Annotated in this window: 20 protein-coding genes; 19 read left to right on the forward strand and 1 reads right to left on the reverse strand. The window is 59.2% G+C overall.

The window, feature by feature from the left end:
- Nucleotides 1-56: 56 nt before the first annotated feature.
- The 11 genes from fabF (at nucleotide 57) to ACYZT3_RS08430 (ending at nucleotide 9,736) form a co-directional block, all read left to right on the forward strand.
- Nucleotides 57-1,301, forward strand: a complete 1,245-nt coding sequence (gene fabF, locus ACYZT3_RS08380) for a beta-ketoacyl-ACP synthase II (RefSeq protein ID WP_282375707.1) — start codon at nucleotides 57-59, stop codon at nucleotides 1,299-1,301.
- Nucleotides 1,301-2,116, forward strand: a complete 816-nt coding sequence (gene pabC / locus ACYZT3_RS08385) for an aminodeoxychorismate lyase (RefSeq protein ID WP_462031855.1) — start codon at nucleotides 1,301-1,303, stop codon at nucleotides 2,114-2,116. Before fabF ends, pabC begins: the two co-directional genes overlap by 1 nt.
- A gap of 3 nt (nucleotides 2,117-2,119) precedes the next feature.
- On the forward strand, nucleotides 2,120-3,385 hold the full coding sequence (mltG, locus tag ACYZT3_RS08390; RefSeq protein ID WP_282375709.1) for an endolytic transglycosylase MltG: 1,266 nt from the start codon (nucleotides 2,120-2,122) through the stop codon (nucleotides 3,383-3,385).
- Between the two features lie 19 nt (nucleotides 3,386-3,404).
- Nucleotides 3,405-4,037, forward strand: a complete 633-nt coding sequence (gene tmk / locus ACYZT3_RS08395) for a dTMP kinase (protein ID WP_462031856.1) — start codon at nucleotides 3,405-3,407, stop codon at nucleotides 4,035-4,037.
- Nucleotides 4,030-5,016 carry a DNA polymerase III subunit delta' gene (locus ACYZT3_RS08400; RefSeq protein WP_462031857.1) on the forward strand — a complete coding sequence of 329 codons (987 nt, stop codon included), beginning with the start codon at nucleotides 4,030-4,032 and terminating at the stop codon, nucleotides 5,014-5,016. Before tmk ends, ACYZT3_RS08400 begins: the two co-directional genes overlap by 8 nt.
- 42 nt (nucleotides 5,017-5,058) lie before the next feature.
- Nucleotides 5,059-5,415, forward strand: coding sequence for a PilZ domain-containing protein (locus ACYZT3_RS08405; RefSeq protein ID WP_282375712.1), 357 nt, complete (start codon nucleotides 5,059-5,061; stop codon nucleotides 5,413-5,415).
- A 14-nt stretch (nucleotides 5,416-5,429) separates the two neighbouring features.
- Entirely contained in the window at nucleotides 5,430-6,215 is a 786-nt protein-coding gene (locus ACYZT3_RS08410) for a TatD family hydrolase (RefSeq protein ID WP_462031858.1), read from the forward strand.
- Between the two features lie 342 nt (nucleotides 6,216-6,557).
- Entirely contained in the window at nucleotides 6,558-7,196 is a 639-nt protein-coding gene (locus tag ACYZT3_RS08415) for a TetR/AcrR family transcriptional regulator (protein WP_008152317.1), read from the forward strand.
- Nucleotides 7,197-7,338: 142 nt separating this feature from the next.
- A complete protein-coding gene (locus ACYZT3_RS08420) occupies nucleotides 7,339-8,307 on the forward strand; it encodes a GTP 3',8-cyclase MoaA (RefSeq protein ID WP_282375714.1) in 969 nt (322 codons plus the stop codon).
- A gap of 242 nt (nucleotides 8,308-8,549) precedes the next feature.
- Nucleotides 8,550-9,158: a DUF4823 domain-containing protein gene (locus ACYZT3_RS08425; RefSeq protein WP_282375715.1), complete on the forward strand. Its 609-nt coding sequence runs from the start codon at nucleotides 8,550-8,552 to the stop codon at nucleotides 9,156-9,158.
- A gap of 17 nt (nucleotides 9,159-9,175) precedes the next feature.
- The gene (locus tag ACYZT3_RS08430) at nucleotides 9,176-9,736 is read left to right on the forward strand and encodes a DUF1285 domain-containing protein (protein ID WP_149631158.1); all 561 of its coding nucleotides are present in this window, start codon (nucleotides 9,176-9,178) and stop codon (nucleotides 9,734-9,736) included.
- Nucleotides 9,737-9,797: 61 nt separating this feature from the next.
- Here the strand turns inward: ACYZT3_RS08430 and ACYZT3_RS08435 are convergent, their stop codons facing one another.
- A complete protein-coding gene (locus tag ACYZT3_RS08435) occupies nucleotides 9,798-10,670 on the reverse strand; it encodes an esterase/lipase family protein (protein WP_462031859.1) in 873 nt (290 codons plus the stop codon).
- Nucleotides 10,671-10,881: 211 nt separating this feature from the next.
- On the opposite strand from ACYZT3_RS08435, the gene ACYZT3_RS08440 reads away from it, so the two are divergent.
- The 8 genes from ACYZT3_RS08440 to ACYZT3_RS08475 all read left to right on the forward strand — a co-directional run bounded on the left by ACYZT3_RS08440 (nucleotide 10,882) and on the right by ACYZT3_RS08475 (nucleotide 19,078).
- The gene (locus ACYZT3_RS08440; RefSeq protein ID WP_282375718.1) at nucleotides 10,882-11,598 is read left to right on the forward strand and encodes a FadR/GntR family transcriptional regulator; all 717 of its coding nucleotides are present in this window, start codon (nucleotides 10,882-10,884) and stop codon (nucleotides 11,596-11,598) included.
- Between the two features lie 25 nt (nucleotides 11,599-11,623).
- Entirely contained in the window at nucleotides 11,624-12,499 is an 876-nt protein-coding gene (locus ACYZT3_RS08445) for an SMP-30/gluconolactonase/LRE family protein (protein WP_282375719.1), read from the forward strand.
- A 198-nt stretch (nucleotides 12,500-12,697) separates the two neighbouring features.
- Nucleotides 12,698-13,516, forward strand: coding sequence for an SDR family oxidoreductase (locus ACYZT3_RS08450; RefSeq protein WP_282375720.1), 819 nt, complete (start codon nucleotides 12,698-12,700; stop codon nucleotides 13,514-13,516).
- A gap of 121 nt (nucleotides 13,517-13,637) precedes the next feature.
- Nucleotides 13,638-14,642 carry a substrate-binding domain-containing protein gene (locus ACYZT3_RS08455; protein ID WP_462031861.1) on the forward strand — a complete coding sequence of 335 codons (1,005 nt, stop codon included), beginning with the start codon at nucleotides 13,638-13,640 and terminating at the stop codon, nucleotides 14,640-14,642.
- A 65-nt stretch (nucleotides 14,643-14,707) separates the two neighbouring features.
- A complete protein-coding gene (araG, locus tag ACYZT3_RS08460; RefSeq protein ID WP_462031862.1) occupies nucleotides 14,708-16,264 on the forward strand; it encodes an L-arabinose ABC transporter ATP-binding protein AraG in 1,557 nt (518 codons plus the stop codon).
- Between the two features lie 9 nt (nucleotides 16,265-16,273).
- Nucleotides 16,274-17,242: an L-arabinose ABC transporter permease AraH gene (gene araH / locus ACYZT3_RS08465; protein ID WP_111451791.1), complete on the forward strand. Its 969-nt coding sequence runs from the start codon at nucleotides 16,274-16,276 to the stop codon at nucleotides 17,240-17,242.
- A 118-nt stretch (nucleotides 17,243-17,360) separates the two neighbouring features.
- A complete protein-coding gene (locus ACYZT3_RS08470) occupies nucleotides 17,361-18,074 on the forward strand; it encodes a GntR family transcriptional regulator (RefSeq protein ID WP_462031863.1) in 714 nt (237 codons plus the stop codon).
- Entirely contained in the window at nucleotides 18,071-19,078 is a 1,008-nt protein-coding gene (locus tag ACYZT3_RS08475) for an ADP-ribosylglycohydrolase family protein (RefSeq protein WP_462031864.1), read from the forward strand. Before ACYZT3_RS08470 ends, ACYZT3_RS08475 begins: the two co-directional genes overlap by 4 nt.
- Nucleotides 19,079-19,091 lie beyond the last annotated feature (13 nt).

A 19,091-nucleotide genomic window follows, 5' to 3' on the forward strand; every position in this document is an offset into this window, starting at 1 on the left:
GTGCGGTTTTTTCTTTAGGCCTGATGCAAAGTCGTCATTTGAAAAAGGAGAGTGCTGTGTCGCGTAGACGCGTCGTAGTCACCGGTATGGGTATGTTGTCGCCACTGGGCACGGATGTGCCGAGCAGTTGGCAGGGCATTCTGGCTGGCCGCAGTGGCATTGGTCTGATCGAACACACCGACCTTTCTGCCTATTCCACCCGTTTTGGCGGCTCGGTAAAGGGCTTCAATGTCGAGGAATACCTGTCGGTCAAGGAAGCTCGAAAGCTCGACCTGTTTATTCAATACGGTCTGGCCGCAGGTTTTCAGGCAGTTCGTAACGCCGGTCTGGAAGTCACCGACGCCAACCGTGAGCGCATCGGCGTGGCCATGGGGTCGGGTATTGGCGGACTGACCAATATCGAAGAAACCAGCCGCACGCTGCATGATTCCGGCCCACGACGGATTTCCCCGTTTTTCGTGCCTGGCTCGATCATCAATATGATTTCCGGTTTCCTGTCCATCCACCTGGGTGCACAGGGACCTAACTACGCCATCGCCACTGCGTGTACCACCGGTACGCACTGCATTGGCATGGCGGCCCGCAACATCATGTACGACGAAGCCGACGTGATGATTGCCGGCGGCGCCGAGATGGCGGCTTGCGGTCTGGGCATGGGCGGCTTCGGAGCCTCCCGCGCACTGTCGACCCGCAACGACGAGCCGACCCGCGCCAGCCGACCATGGGACAAGGGCCGTGATGGCTTCGTGCTGTCCGACGGCGCCGGTGCGCTGGTTCTGGAGGAGTTGGAGCACGCCAAGGCCCGCGGCGCGACCATCTACGCCGAGCTAATCGGCTTTGGCACCAGTGGCGATGCCTACCACATGACTTCACCTCCGGCCGATGGCGCGGGTGCTGCGCGTTGCATCACCAATGCCTTGCGCGATGCCAAGATCAATGGCGATCAGGTTCAGTACGTAAACGCTCACGGCACCTCGACGTCGGCGGGCGACCTTGCCGAAGCCTGTGCGATCAAGTCGGTGTTCGGCGATCACGCTTACAAACTGGCGGTCAGTTCGACCAAGTCCATGACCGGCCACCTGTTGGGTGCGGCGGGCGCGGTCGAAGCGATCTTCAGTGTGCTGGCGATCAACAGTCAGGTAGCGCCGCCGACCATCAACCTCGATGAGCCAGACGAAGGTTGCGACCTCGATTTTGTACCGCATACCGCGCGCAATATGAATATCGATGTGGTGCTGTCCAACTCCTTCGGGTTTGGCGGTACCAACGGCTCGCTGGTGTTCCGCCGGTTCGCTGACTGATGGACAGCTGGGTCGACGGTCAGCCGGCTGACGCTTTGTCGCTGAAGGATCGCGGCCTGGCTTATGGTGATGGTCTGTTTGAGACCATCGCTGTGCGCAACGGCACTCTGGTATTGCTGGATCGGCATCTGCTGCGTTTGGTCACAGGTTGCCAGCGGTTGGCAATTAATCTCGACCATGCGGCTGTGTGCACTGAGTTACTGACCTATGCCCAAGCGTTGGGCGAAGGTGTGCTCAAGCTCATCATCACGCGTGGCGAAAGCTTGCGCGGTTATGCGCCCGATCCTTCGGCTCAGGCGCGACGCATTATGCTGGGCAACCCTCCTGCGGTTTATCCCGCCGCCAATGCGGAGCAGGGCGTTCGCCTGTTCCCCTGTGCAACGCGGCTTTCCAAACAGCCTCTGCTCGCCGGACTCAAACACCTGAACCGTCTTGAGCAGGTCATCGCCCGTTCCGAATGGCAAGACTCCGATCATGCCGAAGGCTTGATGCTCGACCAGGCCGGGCGAGTCATCGAAGGCGTGTTTAGCAATCTGTTCCTGGTGCGCGATGGTGTACTGATCACGGCCGATCTCAAACGCTGTGGCGTGGCCGGCGTGATGCGTGCCGAATTATTGTTTCAAGCCGAGTCATTGGGGATCCGCACCCAAATCACCGACATCACCCTCGATCAGCTGCAATGGGCTGATGAAGTCTTTGTCTGCAACAGCGTGTATGGCGTTTGGCCTGTGTGCGCCTATGCAGCACTGAGCTGGCCGGTTGGTCCGCTCACCCGTAAACTCCAAACCACTGCCCGCGCACTACTGGATGCTTGATACGTGAGACGTAAATTCTTGCTGCTGCTGGAAACCGGATTGGTTCTGGCGGGGCTGTGTCTGGGCGCTTCCGCCTGGAAAATCCATTCGGCGCTGGAACAACCGCTGAACATCACCCAGGAAGAACTGCTGGAAGTGCCAAAAGGTACGACACCCACCCGTACCTTCTATCGACTCGAAGCCGACGGCGTCATCAAGGATGCTTTTTGGCTTCGCGTGTATTGGCGCTTCAATCTCGCCAAACAACCGTTGCACAAGGGCGAATACCGCCTGCAGCCCGGCATGACTGTCGAAGGGCTGATTGACCTGTGGAAGCGCGGGGAAATGGTTCAGTACAGCCTGACCCTGGTCGAAGGCTGGAATTTCCATCAGGTCCGCGCGGCGCTGGCCAAGGATGAAAAACTTGAGCAGACCCTGAACGGTTTGAGCGATAGCGAGGTGATGGACAAACTCGGCCACACCGGGATTTTTCCGGAAGGGAGGTTCTTCCCTGACACCTATCGCTTCGTGCGTGGCATGACCGATGTTGAGCTGCTGAAAAAAGCCTACGACCGCCTCGACGAAGTCCTCGCCAAGGAGTGGGGCCAGCGCTCGGCTGACGTGCCGTACACCGAACCCTATCAGGCGCTGATCATGGCCTCGCTGGTGGAAAAGGAAACCGGTGTGCCGCAGGAGCGCGGACAAATCGCTGGCGTGTTTGTGCGGCGCATGGAAATGGGCATGTTGTTGCAGACCGATCCGACCGTGATCTACGGCCTCGGTGATCGTTATAACGGCAAATTGACTCGCGCCCATCTCAAGGAAGCGACCCCGTACAACACCTACATGATTTCGGGCCTGCCGCCGACTCCGATCGCCATGGTCGGCCGCGAAGCGATTCATGCAGCACTGAATCCGGTGGCTGGCAATAGCCTCTATTTCGTGGCCCGTGGTGATGGCAGCCACGTGTTCTCCGATGATCTGGACGCGCACAATAACGCTGTGCGTGAGTTCCAGATCAAGCGCCGTGCCGACTACCGCTCCAGCCCGGCGCCGACCACGGCGCCAGAGGCAACGGATGAGCAGGCACCGATTCCGGCCGCATCGCCCGACACGGCTCCCGAGGCTTTGCCACAAGTGCCGCCGCAAGAGCCTGCTCAAGCGGCGCCACCCGAGCCGCAAGCGCCTGCCCGGGAGCCGTCACAGGAGCCGCCGCAAGAACCCGTTCAAGAACCCGCTGCTGCACCTGTGCCCGAACCGGATGCAACCGCGCCGCAAAGCCCGCAATGACTCTGACTAAGGACTGCCTGTGACTGGCTTGTTTATTACTTTGGAAGGCCCGGAAGGCGCCGGCAAGAGCACCAATCGCGAATACCTGGCCGAGCGCCTGCGCGCCACTGGGATCGAGGTCGTGCTGACCCGCGAACCCGGCGGCACGCCGTTGGCCGAGCGGGTCCGTGAAGTGCTGCTGGCACCGGTTGACGAAGTCATGAACCCGGACACTGAGTTGCTGTTGGTGTTCGCCGCGCGAGCCCAGCATCTGGCCGAGGTGATTCGCCCGGCGTTGACCCGTGGCGCAGTCGTCTTGTGTGATCGCTTCACCGATTCGACCTACGCCTATCAGGGCGGCGGTCGCGGCCTGTCGCTGGAGCGCATCGCGACCCTGGAAACCTTCGTTCAGGGCGATCTGCGCCCGGACCTGACGTTGATTTTCGATCTGCCGGTGGAAGTGGGCCTGGCCCGCGCCAGCGCTCGCGGTCGTCTGGATCGTTTCGAACTTGAAGGCCGAACCTTTTTTGATGCGGTGCGCAGTGCTTTCCTCAAGCGTGCTGAAGCGGATCCTGCGCGTTATGTCCTGGTCGATGCCGCCCAGCCGCTGGCGCAGGTTCAGCAGTCACTGGATGCCTTGCTGCCGCGTCTGCTGGAGTTGACTCGTGGCTGAAGCCTATCCGTGGCAGGACAGTCTCTGGCAGCAGTTGGCCGGTCGCAAGCAACATGCTCACGCCTATCTGCTGCATGGCCCGGCCGGGATCGGCAAGCGTGCGCTGGCCGAGCGCTTGATGGCCCGTTTGCTGTGCCAGCGCCCATCCGCCCAGGATGCTTGCGGTGAATGCAAATCCTGTCTGTTGCTGAAGGCCGGCAGTCACCCCGACAACTACATTCTGGAACCGGAAGAAGCCGATAAGGCGATCAAGGTCGACCAAGTTCGTGATCTGGTCAGTTTCGTGGTCCAGACCGCGCAGATGGGCGGCCGCAAAGTGATACTGATCGAGCCGGCCGAGTCGATGAACATCAACGCCGCCAATGCCTTGCTCAAAAGCCTTGAAGAGCCTTCCGGGGATACTGTTTTGCTGTTGGTCAGCCATCAGACCAGTCGTCTGTTGCCGACGATCAAGAGCCGCTGCGTGCAGCAGGCCTGTCCACTGCCGAGCGAAGCCATGAGTCTTTCGTGGCTGGCGAAGGCGTTGCCGGACTGCTCGGAAGAAGAGCGCATCGAGTTGCTGACCCTGGCCGCCGGTTCGCCACTGGCCGCCGTCAACTTGCAGGCCCAGGGCGTACGCGAGCAGCGAGCGCTGGTGGTCGATGGCGTGAAGAAGTTGCTCAAGCAGCAACAGTCGCCAACACAATTGGCCGAAGGCTGGAATGCGATTCCGCTGTTGCTGCTGTTCGACTGGTTCTGCGATTGGTCGAGCCTGATCCTGCGCTATCAACTGACTCAGGATGAAGAAGGGCTGGGACTGACGGACATGCGCAAGGTGATTCAGTACCTGGCGCAGAAAGCCGGCCAGGACAAAGTCCTGAATATCCAGGACTGGATCCTCGCCCAGCGCCAGAAAGTGATGAGCAAAGCCAACCTCAATCGGGTGCTGTTGCTGGAGGCGCTGTTGGTGCAATGGGCGGGTTTGCCTACCCAGAGGTGAGCGTCTGAGCCTAGACTCTGAACATCAGCAGTGGAGGTCAGCATGAATGAAGCCGTCAATCCGGGGCCGCGTAACGGCATTTTGTCCCTGACGATCAAGGACAAGTCCGTGCTTTACGCGGCCTACATGCCGTTCATCAAAAACGGTGGCCTGTTTATCCCGACCAACAAAAATTACAAGTTGGGCGATGAGGTATTCATGCTGCTGAACCTGATGGATGAACCGGAAAAGATTCCGGTCGCCGGCAAGGTCGCCTGGATCACTCCAAAAGGTGCGCAGGGCAATCGGGCCGCGGGAGTCGGCGTGCAATTCAACGACGGCGACAACACTGCGCGCAGTCGAATCGAAACCCATCTGGCCGGAGCCCTGAAGTCCGACCGTCCCACTCATACGATGTAAGTTGCAGCCCTTTTATGCTCGTAGATTCCCATTGCCACCTTGATCGACTCGACCTCGCCGCCCACGACGGCTCGCTGGATGCTGCACTGGATGCGGCCCGTCAGCGCGGGGTAGGGCATTTTCTGTGTATCGGCGTCAGCGTCGAGAACGCCGCGGACGTCAAAGCCCTGGCCGAACGTTACGACGACGTCGACTGTTCGGTTGGCGTACATCCGCTGGATGTGCAGCCGGGGGCAGCGCCGGCGCTGGATTGGCTGTTGCGCGAGCTCAACCACCCGCGCGTGGTGGCGATCGGTGAAACCGGTCTGGATTATCACTACGAGCCGGAAGCGGCAGAGTTGCAGCAGGAGTCGTTTCGCCTGCATCTGCAAGCGGCGCAGCAGACGGGCAAACCGGTGATCATCCACACCCGTGGCGCCCGCGTTGATACATTGAACCTTTTGCGCGAAGCGGCGCTGCCCCAGGCTGGCGTGCTGCATTGCTTCACCGAAGACTGGGACATGGCCAAAGCGGCGCTGGACATGGGCTATTACATTTCCTTGTCCGGGATTGTCACTTTCCGCAATGCCGACGCTCTGCGTGACGTGGCCAGTAAAGTGCCGGCTGACCGACTGCTGGTGGAAACCGACTCGCCCTACCTGGCGCCGATTCCTCATCGCGGCAAACCGAACCTGCCGCAGTACGTGCGCGACGTAGCGGAATTTCTGGCAATGTTGCGAGGTGAGTCCTACGAGCGGTTTGCCGAGCAAACCACCGAGAACTTCAAGCGACTTTTTCCGCTGGCGCATGTGAAAGGTTAAATCGCAGGCAAAAAAAACCCGGGTTCTGGGGGGTGAATCCGGGTTAAGACCATTAGGAGTAAAACAAAGGCACGCGGTCCGTTGGTACCTATATCGGCGCGACACTTGGGGGAGATGCCCCGCCGACAGTTGAAGTATTGATCAGTATTGCGCCGAGTCCAGTTAACCGGTCGCGATTTTTAAACAAATTTGGAATACGGGCGCTTCGGTTGAGTTCTCATCAGTCTGCGAGACTGCCGGAATTCATCAAGAAGCACATACATGGTCGGATGATCCGTGCATTTTTGCGCAAGTTAGGCATAATACGCGGCTTCGAATTTTGACACCTACAGACCTTTTCTTATGCATAAAGAACCTCGTAAGGTCCGTGAGTTTCGTCGCCGCGAGCAAGAAATTCTCGATACCGCGCTCAAGCTGTTCCTCGATCAAGGTGAAGACAGTGTCACCGTCGAGATGATTGCTGATGCCGTCGGTATCGGCAAAGGCACGATCTACAAGCACTTCAAATCCAAGGCCGAGATCTATTTGCGCCTGATGCTCGATTACGAGCGCGATTTGAACGAGCTGTTGCATTCGGCCGATGTCGACAAGGACAAGGAAGCCCTTTCCCGCGCCTACTTCGAATTCCGCATGCGCGACCCTCAACGCTATCGGTTGTTCGATCGCCTGGAAGAAAAGGTGGTCAAGGGCAATCAGGTGCCGGAGATGGTCGAGGAGCTGCACAAGATCCGCGCCTCGAACTTCGAACGCCTGACCCTGCTGATCAAGGGCCGGATCAGCGAAGGCAAGCTCGAAGACGTGCCGCCATACTTCCATTACTGCGCGTCCTGGGCGCTGGTGCACGGCGCTGTGGCGCTGTATCACTCGCCGTTCTGGAGCAATGTGCTGGAAGATCAGGAAGGCTTCTTCCAGTTCCTGATGGATATCGGCGTGCGCATGGGCAACAAGCGCAAGCGCGATACCGACACCCCGAGCAGCTGAGTCCATACAGTTCGCCTTATCGCGCCATGATATTCACACCATGGCGCAGTACCGCAGGAATATACTCAGGCTTAGGTATTGCTAAAACTTGATTTGTGAGTCAAGTTTTAGCGGTCCGAATATTCTTCCGCCGGAGTGATCCATGATCGTTGACCGTCAAGGCAGGCGTTTTCGCAATTTGCGAATCAGTCTGACTTCAGCCTGCAATTACGCTTGTACCTACTGCGTGCCCAACGGCAAGCGTTTGGTGGCTGCGCAGGATGAGTTGTCGGCTGAGGCCATGGCGCGTGGCGTGGCTTATCTGATCGAGGCCGCAGGCATCGAGCGTTTGCGCATTACCGGTGGCGAGCCGCTGGTCAGCCCCAAACTCGAAACCTTCATGACCGCCGTCGGGCAGATGGGCCTGGCGGACATCAGCCTGACTACCAACGGTCAGCTGTTGGCGAAAAAACTGCCACTGCTGGTGGACGCTGGCATTCGTCGCATTAACGTTTCGCTCGATACCCTGGATGCCAGCGCTTTTCGCAGCATTGCCCGTGGCGGCGATCTGGCGACGGTGCTCGACGGTATGGATCAGGCCAGTGCAGCCGGCCTGAAGATCAAGGTCAATATGGTGCCGCTGCGTGGGCAGAACCTCGATCAAGTGATGCCGCTACTCGATTATTGTCTGGAGCGCGGCTATGAGCTTCGCTTCATCGAGCTGATGCGCATGGGCCACCTGGCCAGCGACTCCAATGCTTTCCTGCAGCAGTTCGTGAGCCTTCAGCAGTTGCTGAGCCTGATTGGTGAGCGCCACGAGTATCTTCAGGCCGATGCGCCAGTCGACGCCACAGCCGTGCGCTACGAGATCCCAGGGCAAGGCCACTTCGGTGTGATCGCCAACGAAAGCGTGCCGTTCTGCCGCACCTGCTCGCGCTTGCGTCTGTCGTCTACGGGCTGGCTACATGGCTGCCTGTCGTCGAGCAACCGCCACTATGTCGGCGATCTGCTGGACAAACCCCGTCATCAAGCATTGCCCGCCTTGCAGAGACTCTTGGTGAAAGCCTTGGGTGATAAACAGGAAGTGGCATTTTCTGGTGGCGCGACCGTGATGAAAATCATCGGCGGCTAAACACGATCCCTGTAGCAGCTGCCGAAGGCTGCGTTCGGCTGCGCAGCAGTCGTAAATCCTGTAAGCAAAATATGTCTGGAACACCGCATCGCCTGATCTCGCGACTGCTTCGTCCGAACGCGGCCCGAACCGAACGCAGCCTCCGGCAGCTGCTACAAGAGCCATGCCTCTCCCGAGCTGGCGCGGAAGCTGCATCCCATGGCCATTCGCCGGTTTTCCGTCACCGGCCTCTGGAGGGTAGGATGCGTAGCCTGGTTTTGCTGCTGGCCGTTTTGGCGCTTGGTGGCTGCATGAATGTCAGCGATCTGGCTGAAGGGACTCGCTACCACATGAGCGATGCGGGGCTGCTCGACCATAGCGACAGCCGTCGTGTGAATAACCTGCGCATTCAACCGGATTCATTCGTCTATATCGCCCAAGGCGCCTTTGTGCCGCCAGGCAGTGCTGTCTACCCACGACCTAACGTGATAGCCGAAATCGCCTTCGATGGCTTTGTCGAATACTTCCCTATGGTCCGCCGCGCCCGTGCCCCGGCAGGCCTTGATCAAGCCATGGGCGAGGCCCGTGCCGCCGGTGCCCATTACCTGCTCTATACCCGATTCGCCAGGTCCGACGACCGTATCGGCAACTCGGACGAATGGCTCGATCAGGAAGCCCTGGATCGCCTCGGTATCGACAGCGGCGTGATTCAGATCATGTTGATCGAGACCAGTACCCAGTATTTGATTGATACTGCACGCATCAAGAGTCGTGGCGGTTTACTGACGTTCCACGACAAAAAGCCAGAGGACCTGATGGGCCCGCCGCTGGAACAATACGCGCGCAGCCTGCTGGGGCTCAGCGACCAGTAATTCAAAAGGAGAACGCCATGAGTGGCCCGCAAAAAGCCAACGATCTGTTGGGGCAAATCCCCAAAACCAAAGGCTTGCCGCCAGTCCACCTGTGGAACCCCGACTTTTGCGGCGACATCGACATGCGTATCGCCCGTGACGGCACCTGGTATTACCTGGGCACGCCGATCGGGCGCAAGCCGATGGTCAAGCTGTTCTCCACCATCATTCGCCGCGATGGTGACGATTACTTCCTCATTACCCCGGTCGAGAAAGTTGGCATCAAGGTCGACGATGCGCCCTTCGTGGCGATTGCCGTGGATGTCGAAGGCGAAGGTGAAGCCCAACTCCTGCGCTTCACCACCAATGTCGATGAGACCGCCGAGGCCGGCACCGAACACCCCATGCGCGTGGTGATCGACCCCGTAACGCAGGAGCCCGCCCCCTACGTGCATGTGCGCACCAACCTTGAAGCCCTGATACACCGCAACGTGTTCTACCAACTGGTGGAGCTGGCCGTGACCCGTGAAATCGACGGGCAGCGCTGGTTAGGCGTGTGGAGTGGTGGCGAGTTCTTCCCCATCGGGCTTGAGCCTTAACTCGCTGAGTTGCTGTGTTCTGGAAAACGGCCCGCTATTAAGCGGGCCGCTGTCATTGGGCTTACAAACCCTTGCTCTTGAGCCGAGCGGCATGGTCAAGGTAGAGCTTGACCGGGTTCACATTCCAGCTGTCGACCCCTGCAATCTGATTGACTGCGTCAAAATGGTCCATCGGGTAATCCGAGCGAATCACTTTCCCCAGGTGCGAACTGTATTGACCGACCAGCCCGTCGTTGGCGTTTTTTTCTTTGTAAAATAGCTTCGACAGCACGACACAGTTCAAGTGGGACGGATCGAGGGGTTGCAGGCTTTGAAAGTTTTGTACGATCCCGCTCCAAGAGTAGTAATACACGCCGTTTTCAATTTCGTTGCCTTCCCCACCCCAATGTTTCGGTATCCCTTGCGGGTACTTGAGATTGAAAGCGGCCAATCCTGCGCTGGTCAGGGATTCGAAAGCCGCTTGAGCGTCCTGAGGGTTTTCCGGATGGCCGCTGATCAACGAAATGAAGGTGCCGACTGCTTTGAACAGGGCTAAAACGAGCGCTTCGGGCAACTCTCCAGGCGTCAGCGCCTTATGCAATTGGTCGGCAATCTCGGAGCCATGATTGGGGCAGCTGACAGACGTGACTGACGCGACCTTTTCCGGGTGCAGCGCCGCTACGTAGCGTGCGGCCAGTGGACCTTGGCTGTGCCCGATCAGATTGACCTTGGCGGCTCCCGTTTCCTGCAAAATACGGTTGACGTGTTCGAGTAGTTTTTTACCGCGCTCCTCGTTTCCGTTAACGGCTGGAATATTGACGGCAAACACCTTGGCGCCAGCATGTTCCAGAGCTTCCTTGATCTCGAAGAAGTAGGGATAGCCGGCAATTTTATCGAAGCCAAAAAGGCCGTGGACTAAAACAATCGGGTATTGCGTAGACGCATCCATGTTCATGCTTATACCTGTCGATAGCTGACTTTAGTGGTACAGATGCTATTGACTGCTTGATCTGTCGTGGCTAACCGTAGGTCACAATAGGGGTTCGTTCAAATTGATCGCCTGGACGCCGTCAAACAGCAAAATTCAAATTGACACCCAATCGTATGATGATTAGCGTGGGCATCCATCGCGAACGGCTTTGTGTCGTTGCTGCACCGAGGTGTCCATGTCCAGCAGTTTTCATGCGTCGACGGTCGATTGGCTGGGTTGCTGGATCGCCACGGGGCAGGTCAAGCCGGGTGAAACCCTCAAGGTCGAAGCCGACCTGGGCGAGCAACTCGGTGTCAGTCGCACCGTTATCCGCGAAGCCATAAAAACCCTGGTCGCCAAAGGTATGCTCGAAGTCGGGCCAAAGGTCGGCACACGGGTGTTGCCGGTGCGACGCTGGAACCTCTTCGATCCACAAGTCGTAGGCTGGCTTTCGCGCAGCGGCTTGCCGGAAAACTTCGTCGACGATTTGCTCGACCTGCGCCGCACCATCGAACCGATGGCCGTACGCTGGGCGTGCGAGCGCGCTACCGTCGAGCAGGTTCAAGCCATCCTTCAGGCTTACAACGCATTGGCGAGGGCAGTGGACAGCGGTGTCGATTACAACCGTGCCGACCAGTTCTTCCACGAGTGCATCCTCGCCGCCAGTCACAATCAATTCATCGAACAAATGGTCCCGGCCCTCGGCGCGCTGCTCGCGGTGTCTTTCGAGGTGTCCGCCGCCGACCCGGACGAACTGCGCCGCACGCTACCGATTCACCAAGACATGGCCGAAGCCATCGCCGCCCGGGATGCCGCGAGGGGTGTCTGGGCCTGCATGACCCTGATCGATAACGCCGACCTGGCCATCAAGCGCTTCTACCCGCAAGTCATGGCCGACAAGAAGGCCAGCTGACAACAATAACAATGCAGGAGGTTTCATGACGTGGACTGCGGTTACCGAACACCGGGCGAGACTGGGCGAAGGCCCGTTCTGGGACGCGCCGACCCAGGCGCTGTACTGGGTTGATATCGCCGGTCAACAGGCGCTGCGGCTGATTGGCGCCAACGTGCAGATCTGGCAGATGCCCGAGCACGTGTCTGCCTTCATACCCTGCGAAAGCGGCGATGCGCTGGTGACGTTGAACAGCGGCGTGTATCGACTCGATCTGGATTCCCCCGGCCTGGAACCACGACTGACCTTGCTTTGCGTCGCCGATCCGCAACCCGGCAATCGCGCCAATGAAGCCCGCTGCGATGCTCAAGGCCGACTCTGGCTCGGCACCCTGCAGAACAACATCGGCGAGCAGGGCGAAGACTTGCCCATCGTGCGGCGTACCGGTGGCTTGTTTCGCATCGATCACGATGCTCGGGTCACGCCGTTGCTTCGAGGGTTGGGCATCCCTAATACGTTGCTGTGGAGCGAAGACGCAACCACCGTGTATTTCGCCGACAGCCTCGACAGCACGCTCTACCAGTATTTCATCCGCACCGACGGTAACCTCGACCCGGCCCAGGTCTGGTTTGGGCCCCATGAACGCGGCGGCCCTGATGGCTCGGCGATGGATGCCGAGCGATACATCTGGAACGCTCGCTGGGATGGCAGCTGTCTACTCAGGCTGACCCCGGACGGGCAGGTTGATCGCGTGATCGAACTGCCGATCAGCCGCCCCACCAGTTGCGTGTTCGGCGGTGAGGACCTGAAAACCCTCTACATCACCAGTGCCGCAAGCCCGCTCAACCATCCGTTGGACGGTGCGTTGTTGTCGATTCGAGTCGATGTGCCCGGAAAACCCTGTACTCGTTTTGCTGGGTGAATCCCAAAATATGGGATGTAAAATTATATATTGAGATTATTTGGTGGTCGGGTTTATAGTCGGCCCCATCAGTGACACGCACTCACACTTAAAAAAACAAAACAGGTGAAGTGATGCAGCGATTTTCCAAAAAGCTTTTTGACCGGACCTCGACAGATGCCCGGTTTTTGTCGTGCCTTCGAAAAGGAGTCTTGATCCATGGCTGAACCTCTTTCCTTGCCACCGGTGCCCGAGCCGCCGAAGGGTGAGCGACTGAAAAACAAGGTCGTACTGCTGACCGGTGCGGCTCAGGGTATCGGCGAGGCGATTGTCGCGACGTTCGCTTCCCAGCAGGCCAAGCTGATCATCAGCGATATCCAGGGTGAGAAAGTCGAAAAGCTCGCGGCCCACTGGCGGGACAAAGGCTTTGATGTTCAGGCGATCAAGGCCGATGTGTCCAGGCAGCAGGACCTGCACGCCATGGCCACACTGGCGATCGAGCTTCACGGTCGGATCGACGTGCTGGTCAATTGCGCTGGGGTCAATGTGTTCCGTGATCCGCTGGAAATGACCGAGGAAGACTGGCGCCGTTGCTTCGCCATCGACCTGGACGGCGCCTGGTACGGCTGCAAAGCGGTGCTACCGCAGATGATCGAGCAAGGCATCGGCAGCATCATCAACATCGCTTCGACCCATTCCACTCACATCATTCCCGGCTGCTTCCCGTACCCGGTGGCCAAACATGGCTTGCTCGGCCTGACCCGAGCCCTGGGCATCGAATATGCGCCGAAGGGCATTCGCGTCAACGCCATCGCGCCGGGCTACATCGAAACCCAACTGAACGTCGATTACTGGAACGGTTTTGCCGACCCGCATGCCGAGCGTCAGCGCGCCTTCGATCTGCACCCGCCACGTCGCATCGGGCAGCCGATTGAAGTCGCGATGACGGCCGTTTTCCTGGCCAGCGATGAGGCGCCGTTTATCAATGCCTCGTGCATCACCATCGACGGTGGTCGCTCGGTCATGTACCACGACTGAATTAATCGGGTTTCAGGCGCGGAACTACGCCTGAAATCCAATCATCATACGATATGACTATTAGCTGTACGGTTTGATTGGCTTTCAAATAACGCTCAAAAAAATAACAAGGAGTCAGTTTATGAATCGTCGTCGTGGGATCCGTTCCCTGTGCTGTGCCGCTTTGGCGGTCACCGCGGTCAGCCTGAGCAGTTCGTTGCTGGCGGCCGAGGAAGTGAAGATCGGTTTTCTGGTCAAGCAGGCGGAAGAACCCTGGTTCCAGACCGAGTGGGCGTTCGCCGAAAAGGCCGGTAAAGAGAAGGGCTTCACTGTTATCAAGATCGCCGTGCCGGACGGTGAGAAAACCCTCTCGGCCATCGACAGCCTCGCCGCCAACGGTGCCAAGGGCTTTGTAATCTGCCCGCCAGACGTCTCCCTCGGACCTGCGATCATGGCCAAGGCCAAGCTCAACGGTTTGAAAGTCATCGCCGTCGATGACCGCTTCGTCGATGCCAGCGGCAAGTTCATGGAAGACGTTCCGTACCTCGGCATGGCAGCGTACGAAGTCGGCCAGAAGCAGGGCAACGCCATGGCCATCGAAGCGAAGAAACGCGGCTGGGACTGGAAAGACACTTATGCGGTGATCAACACCTACAACGAACTCGACACCGGCAAGAAGCGCACCGACGGTTCGGCCAAAGCACTGGAAGACGCCGGCCTGCCAAAAGACCACATTCTGTTCTCGGCGCTGAAAACCCTCGACGTACCCGGCAGCATGGACGCCACCAATTCGGCATTGGTGAAACTGCCCAGCGGCGCGAAAAACCTGATCATCGGCGGCATGAACGACAACACCGTGCTGGGCGGCGTGCGCGCCACCGAAAGCGCCGGTTTTGCCGCGGCCAATGTGATCGGCATCGGCATCAACGGCACCGACGCCATCGGCGAATTGAAGAAGGCGAACAGCGGCTTCTTCGGTTCGATGCTGCCGAGCCCGCACATCGAGGGCTACAACACCGCGAGCATGATGTTCGAGTGGGTCACCACCGGCAAAGAGCCACCGAAATACACCGCGATGGACGACGTAACGCTGATCACTCGCGAGAACTTCAAGCAGGAACTGGAAAAGATCGGCCTCTGGAACTGAGGCGCGGTTGATTTCATCGGCGGCCCTGGTGACGAGGCTTGCCTGATCTGTGTGATGAGGTGGTTATGGCGCAAACAAAAATACAACAACACAGCGGCTGTTCTTTTAGTGGCAGTGGCCGCTTGCGCTTCAACGGGATCGGCAAGACCTTTCCCGGGGTGAAGGCGCTGGATGGCATCAGCTTCGTCGCCCACCCGGGGCAGGTTCACGCCTTGATGGGCGAGAACGGCGCCGGCAAATCCACGCTGCTGAAAATCCTCGGCGGTGCTTACACCCCGAGCAGCGGCGACCTGCAGATTGGCGAGCAGACGATGGTCTTCAAGTCCACCGCCGACAGCATCGGCAGTGGCGTCGCAGTGATCCATCAAGAGCTGCACTTGGTCCCGGAAATGACCGTGGCAGAGAACCTGTTCCTCGGTCATCTGCCGGCCAGTTTCGGCCTGATCAATCGCGGCGCACTGCGGCAGCAAGCATTGGCCTGCCTCAAGGGCCTGGCCGATGAAATCGATCCGCAAGAGAAAGTAGGGCGCTTGTCCCTCGGTCAGCGGCAACTGGTGGAAATCGCCAAGGCCTTGTCCCGTGGTGCGCATGTAATCGCGTTTGACGAACCGACCAGCAGCCTGTCGGCACGGGAAATCGATCGTTTGATGGCGATCATCGGTCGCCTGCGGGACGAAGGCAAAGTGGTGCTTTACGTCTCTCATCGCATGGAAGAAGTGTTCCGCATCTGCAACGCGGTGACGGTGTTCAAGGACGGCCGCTTTGTGCGCACTTTCGAGGACATGAGCGAACTGACCCACGACCAGTTGGTGACCTGCATGGTCGGTCGCGACATTCAGGACATCTACGATTACCGCCACCGTCAACGTGGCGCGGTGGCGCTCAAGGTCGAGGGTTTGCTGGGGCCGGGTTTGCGTGAACCGGTGAGTTTCGAGGTGCACAAAGGGGAGATTCTCGGGTTGTTCGGTTTGGTCGGCGCCGGTCGCACCGAGCTGTTCCGGATGCTCAGCGGCCTTGAGCGCAACACCGCCGGACGCCTGGAATTGCGCGGTCATGAACTGAAGTTGCGTTCACCCCGCGATGCGATTGCTGCCGGGATTCTGCTGTGCCCCGAGGACCGCAAGAAGGAGGGCATCCTGCCGCTCGCCAGCGTCGCCGAAAACATCAACATCAGCGCTCGCGGTGCTCATTCCACCTTCGGCTGCCTGTTGCGCGGCCTGTGGGAAAAGGGCAACGCCGACAAGCAGATCAAAGCACTGAAAGTGAAGACGCCCAACGCGGCGCAGAAAATCATGTACCTGTCCGGCGGCAATCAGCAGAAGGCCATTCTCGGTCGCTGGCTGTCGATGCCGATGAAAGTCCTGCTGCTCGACGAACCGACGCGCGGCATCGACATCGGCGCCAAAGCCGAGATTTACCAGATCATCCACAACCTGGCGGCCAGTGGCATCGCGGTGATTGTGGTGTCCAGCGACCTGATGGAAGTGATGGGTATTTCCGACCGCATCCTGGTGCTCTGCGAAGGTGCAATGCGTGGCGAACTTTCCCGCGAACAGGCCAATGAATCCAACCTGCTGCAACTGGCTTTGCCGCGCCAACGCGCTGACGGCGTGGCGAACTGAGAGGTGACTATGACCATTCAAAACAACGCTTTGCCCACCCAGCGCAAACCTCTGGACCTGCGGCGCTTTCTCGATGACTGGGTGATGCTGTTGGCGGCCGTCGGGATCTTCGTGCTCTGCACCTTGCTGATCGACAACTTCCTTTCGCCGCTGAACATGCGCGGTCTGGGCCTGGCGATCTCCACGACGGGGATTGCCGCTTGCACCATGTTGTATTGCCTGGCGTCCGGGCACTTCGACTTGTCGGTAGGTTCGGTGATTGCTTGCGCCGGCGTGGTCGCCGCGGTGGTGATGCGCGACACCGACAGCGTGTTTCTCGGTGTTGTTGCGGCGCTGTTCATGGGGCTGATCGTCGGGTTGATTAACGGGATCGTGATCGCCAAGCTGCGGGTCAATGCGTTGATTACCACGCTGGCGACCATGCAGATCGTTCGCGGCCTGGCTTACATCTTCGCCAATGGCAAAGCGGTGGGCGTGTCGCAAGAGCAGTTTTTCGTCTTCGGTAACGGCCAGTTGTTGGGTGTTCCGGTGCCGATTCTGATCACCATCGTTTGCTTCCTGTTTTTCGGCTGGTTGCTGAACTACACCACCTACGGGCGCAACACCATGGCCATTGGCGGTAACCAGGAAGCGGCACTGCTGGCCGGAGTGAACGTCGACCGGACCAAGATCATCATCTTCGCCGTGCACGGAGTGATCGGGGCGTTGGCCGGGGTGATTCTGGCGTCGCGCATGACGTCCGGTCAGCCGATGATTGGTCAGGGTTTTGAGCTGACGGTGATTTCTGCCTGCGTGTTGGGCGGGGTGTCGTTGAGTGGCGGGATCGGCATGATTCGGCATGTGATTGCCGGGGTGCTGATTCTGGCGATCATTGAGAATGCGATGAACCTGAAGAACATCGATACGTTTTACCAGTATGTGATTCGCGGTTCGATCCTATTGCTGGCTGTCGTCATTGACCGGTTAAAACAACGCTAAACCCCCCGCTAACTGATCGTTCCCACCCTCTGCGTGGGAACGATCAGCGTAAGTTCACCCGTCACCTCCCTGAAATATTCCTTGCTCGCCCAACCCCGTTTCGGTTATCACTCTGTACATGATTAGACAGGTACGATTTGACAAGAAACAACGGGTGGTCGACGAACTCATCCGGCGCATCGAAAGCGGCCTCATGGAGGACGGCTTTCTGCTGCCGGGCGAGCATCAATTGGCTCAAGAATTCAAAGTCAGCCGCGGCACGCTGCGCGAAGCCCTCGCCGAGTTGAAACGGCGCAACTACATCGCGACGCAAAGCGGGGTGGGCTCCATCGTCACCTTCGACGGTGTGGTGCTTGATCAGCGCAGCGGCTGGGCCCAGGCCCTGGCCGACAGCGGGGCGCTGATCAACACCGAAGTGCTGCGGTTGGAGGCGGTCACCCGTCCGGACCTGTTGCCGCGTTTCGGCACTGACCAATTCATCACCCTCGACCGTCGCCGCCGTTCCAACGAAGGCACGCTGGTCTCCCTCGAACGCTCGTTGATGCCCGCCACCGGAGGCCTGGAAAGCCTGCCGCGGGTCGGCTTGATCGATGATTCCCTGACCATCACCCTGGCCGCCTATGGCTACATTGGCGAGCGCGGCGATCAATGGATCGGCGCCGAACCCTTGAACGCCGAAGACGCCGAACTGCTCGGCCGTCCGGCAGGCACGGTTTTCCTCAAGGCCTTGCGCACCACCTACGACCGGAAAAACAGATTCATGGAGCAGGTCGAAAGCTGGCTCGACCCGGTGCACTTTCGCCTGCACCTGCAGTTTGGAGAGTCAAAATGACCGCGCTCAACCGTGCCTTGGGTGCGTTCTACGGACTGGCCCTGGGCGATGCGCTGGGCATGCCGACCCAATCCCTGAGTCGCGCCGAGATCAAGGTGCGCTTCGGCGAAATCACTGGCCTGGAAGACGCTGGCCCGGATCAACCGATCGCAGCCAACATGCCCAAAGGCTCGATCACCGATGACACCGAACAGGCGATTCTGGTCGGCCAATTGTTGGTTGAAGGCGAGGGCCGGATCGAACCGGCGATGCTCGCCCAGCGGCTGATCGAATGGGAAGCCGCGATGCAGGCCAAAGGTTCCCAGGATTTGCTCGGCCCTTCGACCAAGCGTGCCATCGAGATGATCCTCGCCGGCCACTCGCCGGAAGAAGCGGGGCGCTACGGCACCACCAATGGCGCGGCGATGCGCATCACGCCGGTGGGGCTCGCGGCGGACGTCGCCGATCCGGAGCGTTTCATCAACGCTGTCGTGCAGGCTTGCCAGGTCACCCACAACACTACGTTGGGCATTTCCAGCGCGGCGGCAGTGGCGGCGGTGGTCTCGGCCGGTATCAACGGCATGGACCTGGGCGAGGCGTTGAACCTCGGCCAGCAAATCGCTCAGCAAGCTGAAAGCCACGGTTACTGGGTGGCTGGCGGACGCATCGCCTCGCGCATCAGCTGGGCGCGGACCCTCAGTGTCGACAGCGACAAGGCATTGCTGGCGGATTTGATGTACGACGTGATCGGCACTTCGGTGGCTTCGCAGGAATCGGTGGTGGTCTCGTTTGCCCTGGCCCAGCAAGTGGCCATTGGTGAAATGAACGCTTTCGAAGCGCTGTGCATGGCCGCAAGCCTTGGCGGCGACACTGACACCATCGCGGCGATTCTTGGGGCGATGCTTGGGGCTTGTCTGGGCCTTGAGAGTTGGCCGGTGGCGATGATCGAACAGGTCAAAACCGTCAACGATCTGGAGCTGGAACCGTTGGTGCAGGGGCTTTTAGCTTTGCGCTTGCTGGACTGACGCCATCAAACCC

The organism is Pseudomonas sp. MDT1-16 (genome assembly GCF_054898115.1).

Coding starts and splice junctions, on each gene's coding strand:
- pabC (WP_462031855.1), top strand. CDS start 1,301: ATGGACAGCTGGGTCGACGGTCAGCCGGCTGACGCTTTGTCGCTGAAG.
- ACYZT3_RS08405 (WP_282375712.1), top strand. CDS start 5,059: ATGAATGAAGCCGTCAATCCGGGGCCGCGTAACGGCATTTTGTCCCTG.
- ACYZT3_RS08470 (WP_462031863.1), top strand. CDS start 17,361: ATGATTAGACAGGTACGATTTGACAAGAAACAACGGGTGGTCGACGAA.
- ACYZT3_RS08455 (WP_462031861.1), top strand. CDS start 13,638: ATGAATCGTCGTCGTGGGATCCGTTCCCTGTGCTGTGCCGCTTTGGCG.
- ACYZT3_RS08475 (WP_462031864.1), top strand. CDS start 18,071: ATGACCGCGCTCAACCGTGCCTTGGGTGCGTTCTACGGACTGGCCCTG.
- ACYZT3_RS08440 (WP_282375718.1), top strand. CDS start 10,882: ATGTCCAGCAGTTTTCATGCGTCGACGGTCGATTGGCTGGGTTGCTGG.
- ACYZT3_RS08430 (WP_149631158.1), top strand. CDS start 9,176: ATGAGTGGCCCGCAAAAAGCCAACGATCTGTTGGGGCAAATCCCCAAA.
- ACYZT3_RS08415 (WP_008152317.1), top strand. CDS start 6,558: ATGCATAAAGAACCTCGTAAGGTCCGTGAGTTTCGTCGCCGCGAGCAA.
- ACYZT3_RS08410 (WP_462031858.1), top strand. CDS start 5,430: ATGCTCGTAGATTCCCATTGCCACCTTGATCGACTCGACCTCGCCGCC.
- ACYZT3_RS08425 (WP_282375715.1), top strand. CDS start 8,550: ATGCGTAGCCTGGTTTTGCTGCTGGCCGTTTTGGCGCTTGGTGGCTGC.
- araG (WP_462031862.1), top strand. CDS start 14,708: ATGGCGCAAACAAAAATACAACAACACAGCGGCTGTTCTTTTAGTGGC.
- ACYZT3_RS08435 (WP_462031859.1), bottom strand. CDS start 10,670: ATGAACATGGATGCGTCTACGCAATACCCGATTGTTTTAGTCCACGGC.
- ACYZT3_RS08450 (WP_282375720.1), top strand. CDS start 12,698: ATGGCTGAACCTCTTTCCTTGCCACCGGTGCCCGAGCCGCCGAAGGGT.
- araH (WP_111451791.1), top strand. CDS start 16,274: ATGACCATTCAAAACAACGCTTTGCCCACCCAGCGCAAACCTCTGGAC.
- ACYZT3_RS08420 (WP_282375714.1), top strand. CDS start 7,339: ATGATCGTTGACCGTCAAGGCAGGCGTTTTCGCAATTTGCGAATCAGT.
- ACYZT3_RS08445 (WP_282375719.1), top strand. CDS start 11,624: ATGACGTGGACTGCGGTTACCGAACACCGGGCGAGACTGGGCGAAGGC.